This is a genomic window from Lentzea sp. CC55 (genome assembly GCF_021056325.1).
Taxonomy (GTDB): Bacteria; Actinomycetota; Actinomycetes; order Mycobacteriales; family Pseudonocardiaceae; genus Lentzea; species Lentzea jiangxiensis.
In genome coordinates this window covers 198,586-210,080 of record NZ_JAJCXE010000011.1, presented here as the reverse complement: position 1 = coordinate 210,080, position 11,495 = coordinate 198,586, and the positions used below count along the sequence as shown (strand labels likewise).

Below are 11,495 nucleotides of genomic sequence, written 5' to 3'. Positions count from 1 at the left end.
GGGCCGCCCTGCCGAGGTCACTCGACGCGCGGCCGGTAGCGCACGAAACCGCCCTGCCGGGTGCCGGGGAACGTCTGCGCCCGGCGCCAGTCAGCGGTGGCGGAGCCGACGCCGACGCCGTTCGCCAGCGCGTCGGCGTGGTCCTCCGCGCTCACCCACTCCGCGTAGTTGATGACCTGCTTGCCGTCCTCGCGGATGTGGAAGGCGGCGGAGATGCCGCCGGGGTGCGGGTTCGGCTCGCTCGCCAGCGCCACGAAGACCGCGTCGACGAACCCCCGCGCGGCGGCCTCGTCGTCGGTGTCGATCGTGACCAGGACGACGCACCCGACGGGCTTGTCCGGGGAGGACGTGCCGGCGGTGCGGTAGAGCTCGAAGCCGTCGATCTCCTTGCGGTCGCGGACGAATCCGGGCAGATCGGGAAGAGTCATGCCGCGATCCTGCGGGTTCGACCTAACTGGAGGTCAAGCGCCGGTTCGCCAGCACGGGCAGCACCTCGCGAGCCTGCTCGACCACGGCGAGGTCCAGGTCGACGACCGTGCCGGACGGCTGGTCCGACAGCTGCACGACGACGTTGCCGAACGGGTCCGCGACCGTCGAGTACCCGATGCCGGTCGGCGCGGACGACCCCAGGTCGCCGGGATGGGCCTGTCCGCACGCCACGACGTACGAGGTGCAGTCGAGAGCGCGGGCCCGCACCAGCAGCTCCCACTGCTCCTTCTTGCCCGGCCCGGCGCCCCACGACGCCCCGACCAGCACGGCGGACGCGCCCTTGTCCGCGAGCGCGCGGAAGAGCTCGGGGAAGCGGATGTCGTAGCAGGTCGCGACGCCCAGGGTCACGCCGTCGACCTCGAAGACCACCGGTGAGGAGCCGGGCGCGACCGTCCGCGACTCCTGGAACCCGAACGCGTCGAACAGGTGGATCTTGTCGTACCCGACGTGCAGGCCGGGCCCGGTCACCAGCAGCGTGTTCGCCACCCGGTCGCCGGCGGGCGTGAACATGCCGGCCACCACCACGACGTCGTGCGCGACGGCGATCTCGTGCACGGCGGACGCCCACGGGCCGTCCAGGGGCTCGGCGACGGGCCCGAGGGGCACGCCGAAGCGGCACATCGTCGCCTCCGGCAGCACCACGACCCGCGCGTCCTCGGCCCGGCGCACCGCGTCCCGGACGAGCTCCAGGTTCGAACGGGGATCGGTCGTGGAGCTGATCTGACTCACGGCGATGCGCATGGGGATCACTGTAGGGTCCGGGACGTGCGTTCCCCACTGCTCCTAGTCGTGCTGCTGGCCGTCGCGGGCTGCACCGAGACCGCCACGCCCCGCCCGGACGGAGGGTCGAACGGCACGTCGATCGTGCTGGCCGACCGCGATGAACCCACGACGCTGAACCCGCTGCTCGGCTACGGCGCGCAGGGCGTGTCCAAGATCTACGACGGCCTGGTCGAGCACCGCCAGGACGGCTCGCTCACCCCCCGGCTCGCGGCCGACCTGCCCGAACCGGCGGCGGACGGCCTGAGCTGGACCGTGAAGCTGCGCGGGGACGTGAAGTTCACCGACGGCAGCGCGTTCGGGGCCGAGGACGTCGTCGCGACGTACACCGCGGCGCTGAGCAACCCGGTCAAGGAGCGGTTCAGCACGCTCGAGAGCGTCGAGCAGCTCGACCCGTCCACGGTCCGCTTCACCCTGAAGCAGATGCACGCCGCGTTCCCGCACCTGCTGGTGCTCGGCATCCTGCCCAGCGAGCAGGCGAACCCGGACGGCCGGCCGGTCGGCACCGGCCCGTACAAGGTCACCGAGTGGCGCAAGGGCGACCGGCTGCTCCTGGAGAGCAACGAGAGCTACTTCGACGGCGCGCCCAAGGTGAAGAAGGTGACTGTCGTCTTCGTCACCGACGACAACCAGCGCGCCCGCCGCATGCAGGACGGCGAGTTCGACGGCACGGTGCTGCCGCCCAAGACCGCCGAGCAGTTCACCGGCAGGTCGGGCCTCACCGTGCGGTACCACCGCAGCGCCGACTACCGCGCGGTGCGGCTGCCCGCGGCGAACCCGGTCACCGGCAACGCCGCCGTCCGCCTCGCCCTGAACTTCGCCGCGAACCGCCAGGGCATGATCGACAGCCTGCTCGACGGCAAGGGCACCATCGGCTACACGCCCGTGCCCGACGCGCTGGCCGAGGAGTTCGACCCGTCCGCGAGGTTCCGGTTCGACAAGGACGAGGCGGCGAGGCTGCTCGGCGCGGGCGGCTGGGCGCCCGGTGCGGACGGCATCCGGGTCCGCGAAGGCGTGGCGGCCCGCTTCACGCTGATGTACCCGCTGGGCGACGACCTGCGAGCCGACCTCGCGACGGCGTTCGCGGCCGACGCCAGGGCGGTGGGCGTGGACGTGCAGCTCGCCGGCCTGTCGTGGGAGGCGATCCGCCCGCGGATGGACCAGGACGCCCTGCTCTACGGCGAGGGTTCGCCGTTCGACCCGGACCTGATGCTCTACGACCTGCGCGGCCAGGGCAGCCCGGCGGCGGACGCGGCGATCGAGAACGGCCGCGAGCTCATCGACCCGGCGCAGCGGGCGGTGGCGTACAAGCTCTTCCAGCAGGCGTTCGTGGCCGCGCCGTCGATGGTGGTGCTGGTCTTCCCCGAGCACGCGTACGTGCTGCGCGACTCGTGGAACGGCTACCAGCCCGTGGTCGACGCGAACTCCTACGGCGCACTGGCCTGGGGCCCGTGGTGGAACCTGGAGAAGTGGGAGCCTAAGTAGTGCGGGCGTTGATCTCGCGGACGGCGCGCTCGGGGTCGTCCGCCCAGAACTCGACGCGCTCGACCCGCTTCGCGCCCGTCTTGCCGAGGTCGACGAGCTGCGGCTCGCGGAACGGCACGGACACGTTCGTCTTGGTGAGCGACTGGATGACGAGCGCGTCCCCGATCACCTCCACGCTGCGCTGCCCCTTGTGACTGCGCTCGGCGACCTGGGCCGCACCGAGGTCCGCGGTCGGGATGCGCCAGTCGAAGAACCCCAGCTGGCGCAACCGCAGCTCGTCGGCGGAGACGGTGTGCGGCTGCTTCGTCAGCACGTAGAGAGCGCCCACGCAGACGACGGCGTTCAGCACGCCCAGGACGATCAGCGTGACGAGCAGCCACGGGATGTCCAGCCCGAACGCGACCAGCGCGATCCCGACCGCCGTGATGATCAGGAACCGCACGTACCGCGGCTTCATGCGCTTGCCGTAGGGGATCTCCACCATGCGACGAGCCTATTTCGTGGCAGAGTGCGAACCGTGAGCGACCTGATCTTCCTGGACAGCGCCGGTTCCTCGATCCCGCCCGCACCCGTCGTCGACGAGGTGGTCGGACACCTCCGCCGGGAGACCGAGATCGGCGGCTACCGGGCCGCCGCGGAACGCCGCGACGACCTCGCGGCCGGGTACGGCGTGCTGGCCGAGCTCTTCGGCTGCGAGCCGTCCGAGGTCGCGTTCACCGACAGCGCGACCCGCTCGTGGCTCGCGGCCTTCGACGCCGTGCCGCTCGCGGAGGGCGACCGCATCCTCATCACCGAGGTCGAGTACGGCGGCAACGCCGTGCCGATGCTGCGCCGCGCGCAGGAGACCGGCGCGACGATCGAGGTCATGCCGTCCGACCGGCACGGCCAGGTCGACGTCGAGGCCCTCGACCTCGACGAACGGGTCAAGCTCATCTCGCTCGTGCACGTGCCCACGAACGGCGGCCTGGTCAACCCGGTCGGCGAGATCACCGCGAAGGCCCGTGAGGCCGGCGCGCTGGTGCTGCTCGACGCGTGCCAGTCGACCGGGCAGATCGACCTCCGCGCGGTCGACTACGACATGCTCGTCTGCACCGGGCGCAAGTGGCTGCGCGGGCCCCGCGGCACGGGCGCGCTGGTCGTGCGGGACGAGGCCCGCAGGAGGCTGCGGCCGAGGCTGATCGACCACAGCGCCGCCGAGTGGGTCGCGCCGGACCGCTTCGAGCCGCGTGACGACGCGCGGGTGTTCGAGCTGTGGGAGTTCAGCGTCGCGGACAGGCTGGGGATGATCGCCGCGGCCCGGTACGCGCTGGCCAAGGGCCTGGACGTGATCGAGGCCGAGGTGGGCGACCGCGCCGCGCGCCTGCGGGAGGGGCTTGCCGCGATCCCCGGCATCACCGTGCGCGACCTGGGCGAACGGCGGTCCGGCATCGTCACGTTCACCAGCGACGTGGTGCCCGCGGTGGAACTCAAGGACCGGCTGTGGCGGGAGAACGTCGCCGTGACCGTGTCGCAGCGCGGGTCGACGCTGATCGACATGACCCGGCGGGGCCTGGACGAGGTAGTGCGGGCCTCCCCGCACTACTTCGTCACCCCCGAAGAGGTCGATCAGGCGCTGGAGCGGATCAGCAGGTCTGCCCGATGACCCGCTTCACGCAGTCCGAGTAGCTCATCAGCAGGTCGACGGCGCGGTCGTTGCGGGCGGTCTGCGTCCCGATGACCGTGTCGCGCGGGTAGAAGCCGTTCAGGCCGCTGCCGCTCGCCGGGTACATCTCGAACGTGAAGGCCCAGATCTTGTGCTGGCCCCACATCCAGTCGTCGCTGCTGCCGTCGGTGATGTAGAGGTCGCTCGCCTGCTCCGGCGTGTAGCCGTTGGTGGCGGCCATCTGCCGGCCCAGCGTCTGGAACGCGCGCGCCTCGTCGGCGTTCAGGCCCGTGTCGGTGTCCGCGCGGGTGTAGCCGTACGGCCACAGCACGAGCTCCGAGTACGAGTGGAAGTCGATGAACGTCTTGATCTGCTGCGTGCCACCGACCACGCGGGAGTTCACGAAGTCGCGGATGCGGGCGGTCTCCGGCGCGGAGAACGGCGCGGTGCCGCGGTAGGTGTCCGACGTGCTGGTGCCGCTGGAACCGCCGCAGCAGCCCCACTTGTAGCCCCAGTTGCGGTTGAGGTCGGTGCCGTTGCCCTGGCGGTTCTTGCGCCAGCCGCGGAACGAGCCGGTCTCGATGTCGTACTCGGCGCCGTCCGGGTTCATCATCGGGACGAGCCAGACCTCGCGGCTGTCGACCAGGTTCTTGACCGCCGGGGTGGCGTAGTTGTCGGTGTAGCGCTTGATGATCTGCAGGCACTGCTCGACGGTCAGGTGCTCGCGGGCGTGCTGGCCGCAGACGAACAGCACCTCCGGCTCGCTCTCGTCGGACGCGACGTTGTCGCTGACCTTGAGCGCCCAGATGTCCCGGTTCTGGTAGCTCTTGCCGATGCTGCGCAGGCTCGCCAGGGTCGGGTGGTCGCGGACGGTCTGCTGCAGCTCCGCGGTCATCTCCGCGTAGTTGTGGTAGCCGGTGTAGCCGGACGGGAAGTCCTGGGTGCCGACCTGGCCCGGCCGCGGGTCCGCGAAGTCGACCTTGCCGAGCTTCTTGAGCTCGGCCTCGAAGTCACCGACGTACTTGATCGGCAGCCCGGTCGCCTGCAGGGCGCGGTACTGGGCCTTGTCGGCGACGACCTGGACCGTGGTGAGCTTCGTCGCTCCGAGCACGTCGACGCCGATCTGCGCGACCTGCGTGCGTTCGGCGGACGTGTTCGCCGTGACCTCCAGCAGGTAGCGGCCGGAGTCGGCGTTGCTGGGTGCCGCCATGCCCGCGACCAGCACGGGCAGGCAGAACCCGAGCACTGCGGCGATCATGCCGCGGCGCTTGGTGAACATGGTTCCTCCATCATCAGCAGGGGTTTGCGACGGAGTGGTGCTCGACCGAGCGTGGCCGGGGCGTCACAGGCTGAGTAGCGCCGATAGCGGGGTGACCGTTGACAGATTTCCGCGGGAACTAGGCTGTAGGACATGCTGAACCGCATCGACCTGCGAGGTCGTACCACGACCCCCGCTCAGTTGCGCGCCGTCGTGCCGCGCGCCGAGGTGGACGTGGACGCGGTGCTGCATCACGTGCGTCCGCTGGTGGACGCGATCGCCGACCGCGGTGTCGAAGCCGCTCTCGAGTACACGGAGAAGTTCGACGGCGTCCGCCCGGCCTCCGTCCGCGTGCCCGTGCCGGAGATCTCGTCCGCTTTGTCCTCGTTGGACCCGGCCGTGCGCGAGGCGCTGGAAGAGGCCATCGAGCGCACCCGCCGCGTGCACGCCGACCAGCGCCGGGTGGAGACGACCACGCAGGTCGTGCCCGGCGGCACCGTCACCGAGAAGTGGGTGCCGGTCGCGCGCGTCGGTCTGTACGCGCCCGGCGGCCTCGCCGTCTACCCGTCCACCGTCGTCATGAACGTCGTCCCCGCGCAGATCGCGGGCGTCGAGTCGCTCGTGGTGTGCTCGCCGCCGCAGGCCGAGTTCGGCGGCCTGCCCCACCCGACGATCCTGGCCGCCGCCGCGCTGCTGGGCGTCGACGAGGTGTGGGCCGTGGGCGGCGCGCAGGCCGTGGCGCTGCTGGCGCACGGCGGCGTGGACACCGACGGGGCCGAGCTGGCCCCGGTCGACATCGTCACCGGCCCCGGCAACATCTACGTGACGGCGGCCAAGCGGCTGCTGCGCGGCCTGATCGGCATCGACTCCGAGGCGGGCCCGACCGAGATCGCGATCCTCGCCGACTCGTCGGCCGACCCGGTGCACGTGGCCGCCGACCTGATCTCCCAGGCCGAGCACGACCCGCTCGCCGCCTCGGTGCTGGTCACGGACTCCGCCGAGCTGGCGGACGCGGTCGACGCCGAGCTGGACCGGCAGGTCGTGGCGACCAAGCACGCCGAGCGCATCCGCACCGCCCTGGGCGGCAAGCAGTCCGGTGTCGTCCTGGTGTCCGACGTGGACGAGGGCGTCCGCGTGGTCGACGCCTACGCCGCCGAGCACCTGGAGATCCAGACGCGCGACGCCCGGGCCGTCGCCGCCCGCGTCCGGTCCGCCGGGGCGATCTTCGTCGGCGCGTACGCGCCGGTGTCGCTGGGCGACTACTGCGCCGGCTCGAACCACGTGCTGCCGACCGGCGGCTGCGCGCGGCACTCGTCGGGGCTGTCCGTGCAGACGTTCCTGCGCGGCATCCACGTCATCGACTACTCCGAGGAAGCACTGCGCGAGGTCGCGGACAAGGTCGTCGCGCTCGCCAACGCGGAAGACCTGCCCGCGCACGGGCAGGCCGTCACAGCGAGGTTCTCCCGATGAAGCCAGTTGTCGGCGCGAGGGTGGAGCTGTCCGACCTGCCCCTGCGCGAGGACCTGAGGGGTCGCACGCCCTACGGCGCGCCGCAGCTCGACGTCCCGTACCGCCTGAACACCAACGAAAACCCGTACGCGCCGACGGATGCCCTCGCGGCGGACGTCGTCGCGGCGGTCGCCGAGATCGCCGGAGAGCTGCACCGCTACCCGGACCGCGACGCGGTGGCGTTGCGCGAGGACCTGGCCGCGTACCTGACGGAGGCGACGTCGGTCACGCTGACGTCGGAGAACGTCTGGGCCGCCAACGGCTCGAACGAGATCCTCCAGCAGGTCCTGCAGGCGTTCGGCGGTCCGGGCCGCGTGGCGCTGGGCTTCGAGCCGTCGTACTCGATGCACCCGATCATCGCCGCCGGCACCCGCACCGAGTGGTCGCCGGCCCCGCGCCGCCCCGACTTCTCGCTGGACGTGGAGAAGGCTGCCGCGATCATCGCCGAGACCCGTCCGGACGTCGTCTTCGTGACGTCGCCGAACAACCCGACGGGCCAGTCGATCCCGCTCGCGGACCTCCGCCTGCTGATCGCCTCCTCCACCGGCATGATCGTCGTGGACGAGGCGTACGCCGAGTTCTCGCCGCAGGAGAGCGCGATCAAGCTGCTCGACGAGTTCGGCTCGCGCCTGATCGTCTCGCGCACGATGTCGAAGGCCTTCGCGTTCGCGGGCGGCCGCCTCGGCTACCTGGCGGCGGCCCCGGCCGTCGTCGACGCCCTGCAGCTGGTGCGCCTGCCGTACCACCTCTCGCAGCTGACGCAGGCCGCCGCGCGCGCGTCGCTGCGGCACGCCTCGGAGACGCTCGGTTCGGTGGCCCTGCTGGCCGCGGAACGCGACAGGGTCGTGGCCGAGCTGGGCGCGATGGGCTTTCAGGTCGTGCCGTCGGACGCGAACTTCGTGCTGTTCGGCTGGTTCGAGAACGCGCGCGAGGTGTGGAAGTCCTATTTGGACCACGGCGTGCTCATCAGGGACGTCGGAATCGCGGGTCACCTGCGGGTGACCATCGGAACGCCCGAGGAGAACGACGCTTTCCTCGCGGCCAGCAAGGAGGTCAGCCGGTGAGTCGTGTCGGCAAGGTGGAGCGCACCACCAGGGAGTCGTCGGTCTACGTCGAGATCGACCTCGACGGCACCGGCAAGGTCGAGATCAGCACCGGCGTGCCGTTCTACGACCACATGCTCACCGCGTTCGGCGTGCACGGTTGCTTCGACCTGATCGTCCGCGCCACCGGTGACGTCGAGATCGACGCCCACCACTCGGTCGAGGACATCGCGATCGTGCTGGGCCAGGCGCTGCGCGAGGCGCTGGGGGACAAGAAGGGCATCCGCCGCTTCGGCGACTGCTGGATCCCCATGGACGAGACCCTCGCCCACGCCTCGGTCGACGTCTCGGGCCGCCCGTACACCGTGCACAGGGGTGAACCGGAGCAGTTCAACAGCTTCGTGATCGGCGGCAACTACCCGTTCGTGCTGAACAGGCACGTCTTCGAGTCGCTCGCCTTCCACGCCCAGATCGCACTGCACGTGCGCGTCGAGTACGGCCGCGACCCGCACCACATCGCCGAGGCCGAGTACAAGGCCATCGCCCGCGCCCTGCGCGCGGCCGTGGAGCCCGACCCGCGCGTCGGCGGCGTCCCGTCGACCAAGGGCGTTCTCTGATGCCGAAGGAAGTCGTCGTCATCGGCCTGCTGGCCCTCGCGGGCTTCCTGGCCGGTGGCGTCTACACCACGTGGAAGACCGCCAGGGTCATGGCGGTCGTCCTGCTGGTGCTGGCCCTGGTGGCGGTGGGCGGCGCCGTACTCTGGCTGCTCTAGCCCCTGCGGGCGAGGAGCCGGTGGAACGTCGCCGGGTCCGGCTCGTGCATGGTCACGAGGTCGTCGAAGACGATCTCCAGGTGCTCGGTGAGCACCTCCCGGTTCCTCTCGGGGGTGTTGCTGCCGAAGAACATCTCCACGCCGAGCCAGGTCTCGGTGACGTCGGGTGTGCCCACGCCGAGCGAGGCCAGGAAGAGGCCGCCGGGCTTCAACCACCGCGCGATCCTCGCGAAGAGCGCGGGTTGCTCGGCGCGGGGCACGTGGAGGATCGAGTAGAACGCCGCGACGCCGTCGAACTCGCCGTCCGGGAAGTCGAGCGCCGTCATGTCGGCCTTCTCGAACCGTGCTCCCGGCACGTTCGCGCGCTCCAGTTCGACCTGCCGCGCCGACGGGTCGACGCCGAGGACGTCGTGCCGTTCCGCGAGCTTGCGGCTGCACGGGACGCCCGCCCCGAGCCGAGCTCGAGCACCTTCGCACCCTCGGGCAGCCGGCGGTCGAACTCCGCGAGGTAGTGCGAGCGCGGGTCTTCGGCGATCTGCGCGGACCATTCGAGGTACCGCTGCGCGATCGCGTCGTAGCCGTTCTCGACGGTCCGCTTCACGGCGTCGCCAGGTAGCTCGCCGGTACGTGCTGGGTGAGCCACACCCCGTTGGCGCTGAGCCGGAACTCGTGCCCGTCCTCGTGCATCGCCTTGGCGTCGACCGTCAGCACCAGCGGCCGCCCGCGCCGCGCGCCGACCCTTCGCGCGGTCTCGCGGTCGGGGGAGAGGTGCACGTCGTGACGCGACATGGGGCGCAAGCCGTCGCGCAGGATGTCGTCGAGGTGCTGCGCGACCGTGCCGTGGAACAGCTGGTCCGGCGGCGTCGCCGCCGGCAGGCCGAGGTCCACCTCGACGCTGTGGCCCTGGTTCGCGCGGATGCGGTCGCCCACGACCGTGAAGCGGTTCTTGTCGTTGCGCGCCACGACCTCGAGCATCTCGGCCTCGGAGATGCCGAGCGCGGTCAGGAGGTCGGTCACCGGGACCCAGCCCGCGGGGTCGAGGGTCAGGCCGACGCGCTCGGGCTGGTGCCGGAGCGCCTTGGACATCCGCTTCGAGAGGCGGATCATTCTTTCGTCTTCCATTTCGCTCCCAGGAAACCACAGCGCGTCCATCGATTTCGCGATTTCATGGCCGGGTGTGGCGCGAGCGGCGGGTGACCGGTGAGACCGAGATCTTCGTGGCGTGGCGGGAAGGGCGGCAGGACCGGGCGTTGCTCGCGATCCACGGCGGCCCCGACTGGGACCACAGCTACCTCCGCGACCCGCTGTCGGAGCTCGGCTGCCGGCTGCTCCTGCCCGACCTGCGCGGATGCGGCCGCTCGGGCCGAGTGGGCGAGTACCACCCCGACGGCGTGGTGGACGACCTCGTGCGCGTGCTGGACTCGTTCGGCGTCGAACGCGCGGACGTGCTGGGGCACTCGTACGGCGGCATGGTCGCGCAGCGGTTCGCGATCACCCACCCGTCCCGTGTGCGGAGCCTGGTCGTGTCGGGCAGCAGCGTGCTGCCGGTACCGCCGGACGCGTTCGAGGGCTGGGCGGAGCGCGACGCGCTGCTCGCCGGCCGGGAGGACCCCTGGCAGCGCGAGGACCTGACACCGGACGACGTCAAGGCCGAGGCGGTCGCGGCGGCACCCGTCAACATCTGGCGTGCCGAGGCGATGCCGGGCTACCTGCGGCGGCTGGAGGCCGTCCGGTTCGGCGCCGAGTGGGTGCGGCAGCTGCGGGCCGGCACCCTCGTCACGCCCCGGCTCCCCGATGCTGCGCAACGGATCGCGGAGCTCGACATCCCCGTGCTCCTGCTGCACGGCCGCTATGACATGACGTTCCCCGTGAGCCTCGTGGAGCCGACGCTGCGGCTGATCCCGCGGGCCCGCGCCGTCGTGCTGGAGGCAGGCCACATGCTGCACGTCGACGACCCCGAGGGGTACCTGCGCGCACTGCGGGAGTTCCTAGGAGGTGCCGCCCTCGAGGACGGGCTTGAGCTTGGGGGCACCCGGCCCGTGTGAGGCCTGCTCGTCGTCGATGTTCTGCAACGCGCAGCTGCGCAGCGACAGGCAGCCGCAGCCGATGCAGCCGGTGAGCCGGTCGCGCAGGCGGTACAGGGCGTCGATGCGCGCGTCCAGCTCGGTGCGCCACGCGCGGGAGAGGCGTTCCCAGTCGGACTTGGTCGGCGTGCGGTTGTCCGGGAGCTGGGCCAGCGCGTCGCGGACGTCCTCCAGGGTGAGACCCACGCGTTGGGCGGTGCGGATGAAAGCCAGGCGGCGCAACACCGAGCGCGGGTAGCGGCGTTGGTTGCCCGCGGTGCGCACGGAGGTGATCAGACCCCGCTCCTCGTAGAACCGCAGGGCCGTGTGGGGCACACCGCTGCGTTCGGCGACCTGCCCGATGGTCAGCATTTCCGGCAACTTGCTCACCGGATCATGGTAACCGCTTGACCTCCAGCATGGTCGAGGTTGAACAGTTGGTGCCATGCAACGG

The 11,495-nt window shown here is 71.2% G+C and carries 14 protein-coding genes; 7 read left to right on the top strand and 7 right to left on the bottom strand.

From position 1 onward, the window contains the following. Positions 1–17: 17 nt before the first annotated feature. Positions 18–428, bottom strand: a complete 411-nt coding sequence (locus tag L6E10_RS08140) for an antibiotic biosynthesis monooxygenase (RefSeq protein ID WP_236218337.1) — start codon at positions 426–428, stop codon at positions 18–20. Positions 429–450: 22 nt separating this feature from the next. Further along, positions 451–1,230 (bottom strand): carbon-nitrogen hydrolase family protein, encoded by a 780-nt coding sequence (locus tag L6E10_RS08135; protein WP_236218336.1) that lies wholly within the window; start codon positions 1,228–1,230, stop codon positions 451–453. Between the two features lie 24 nt (positions 1,231–1,254). Here L6E10_RS08135 and L6E10_RS08130 point away from each other — a divergent pair, with 24 nt between their 5' ends. Next, on the top strand, positions 1,255–2,754 hold the full coding sequence (locus L6E10_RS08130) for an ABC transporter substrate-binding protein (RefSeq protein ID WP_236218334.1): 1,500 nt from the start codon (positions 1,255–1,257) through the stop codon (positions 2,752–2,754). Here L6E10_RS08130 and L6E10_RS08125 read toward each other — a convergent pair. Next, positions 2,747–3,238 carry a hypothetical protein gene (locus tag L6E10_RS08125; protein WP_236218332.1) on the bottom strand — a complete coding sequence of 164 codons (492 nt, stop codon included), beginning with the start codon at positions 3,236–3,238 and terminating at the stop codon, positions 2,747–2,749. The genes L6E10_RS08130 and L6E10_RS08125 overlap by 8 nt on opposite strands. Before the next feature lie 33 nt (positions 3,239–3,271). Between L6E10_RS08125 and L6E10_RS08120 the strand changes: the two genes are divergently transcribed. Beyond that, positions 3,272–4,396, top strand: coding sequence for an aminotransferase class V-fold PLP-dependent enzyme (locus L6E10_RS08120; protein WP_236218331.1), 1,125 nt, complete (start codon positions 3,272–3,274; stop codon positions 4,394–4,396). Here L6E10_RS08120 and L6E10_RS08115 read toward each other — a convergent pair. Further along, the gene (locus tag L6E10_RS08115; protein WP_236218328.1) at positions 4,377–5,675 is read right to left on the bottom strand and encodes a M14 family metallopeptidase; all 1,299 of its coding nucleotides are present in this window, start codon (positions 5,673–5,675) and stop codon (positions 4,377–4,379) included. The genes L6E10_RS08120 and L6E10_RS08115 overlap by 20 nt on opposite strands. A 132-nt stretch (positions 5,676–5,807) precedes the next feature. Between L6E10_RS08115 and hisD the strand changes: the two genes are divergently transcribed. From hisD to L6E10_RS08095, 4 genes are read left to right on the top strand one after another with little or no spacing between them, the layout of a single operon-like run. Next, a complete protein-coding gene (gene hisD / locus L6E10_RS08110) occupies positions 5,808–7,124 on the top strand; it encodes a histidinol dehydrogenase (RefSeq protein ID WP_236218326.1) in 1,317 nt (438 codons plus the stop codon). Continuing rightward, a complete protein-coding gene (locus L6E10_RS08105; protein WP_236218324.1) occupies positions 7,121–8,227 on the top strand; it encodes a histidinol-phosphate transaminase in 1,107 nt (368 codons plus the stop codon). The genes hisD and L6E10_RS08105 overlap by 4 nt, the downstream gene beginning before the upstream one ends. Beyond that, complete coding sequence (hisB, locus tag L6E10_RS08100) at positions 8,224–8,823, top strand: imidazoleglycerol-phosphate dehydratase HisB (RefSeq protein ID WP_236218322.1); 600 nt, start codon at positions 8,224–8,226, stop codon at positions 8,821–8,823. Before L6E10_RS08105 ends, hisB begins: the two co-directional genes overlap by 4 nt. Further along, entirely contained in the window at positions 8,823–8,978 is a 156-nt protein-coding gene (locus L6E10_RS08095) for a hypothetical protein (RefSeq protein WP_236218320.1), read from the top strand. The genes hisB and L6E10_RS08095 overlap by 1 nt, the downstream gene beginning before the upstream one ends. Here L6E10_RS08095 and L6E10_RS08090 read toward each other — a convergent pair. Beyond that, on the bottom strand, positions 8,975–9,526 hold the full coding sequence (locus tag L6E10_RS08090) for a class I SAM-dependent methyltransferase (RefSeq protein WP_236218318.1): 552 nt from the start codon (positions 9,524–9,526) through the stop codon (positions 8,975–8,977). The two genes, L6E10_RS08095 and L6E10_RS08090, sit on opposite strands and share 4 nt — an antisense overlap. 49 nt (positions 9,527–9,575) lie before the next feature. Continuing rightward, positions 9,576–10,100, bottom strand: coding sequence for an RNA 2'-phosphotransferase (locus tag L6E10_RS08085; RefSeq protein ID WP_236218316.1), 525 nt, complete (start codon positions 10,098–10,100; stop codon positions 9,576–9,578). A 71-nt stretch (positions 10,101–10,171) separates the two neighbouring features. Here L6E10_RS08085 and L6E10_RS08080 point away from each other — a divergent pair, with 71 nt between their 5' ends. After that, entirely contained in the window at positions 10,172–11,023 is an 852-nt protein-coding gene (locus L6E10_RS08080; RefSeq protein ID WP_236218314.1) for an alpha/beta fold hydrolase, read from the top strand. Here the strand turns inward: L6E10_RS08080 and soxR are convergent. Further along, positions 10,967–11,413 (bottom strand): redox-sensitive transcriptional activator SoxR, encoded by a 447-nt coding sequence (gene soxR, locus L6E10_RS08075; RefSeq protein ID WP_236218423.1) that lies wholly within the window; start codon positions 11,411–11,413, stop codon positions 10,967–10,969. The two genes, L6E10_RS08080 and soxR, sit on opposite strands and share 57 nt — an antisense overlap. Positions 11,414–11,495: the final 82 nt, after the last annotated feature.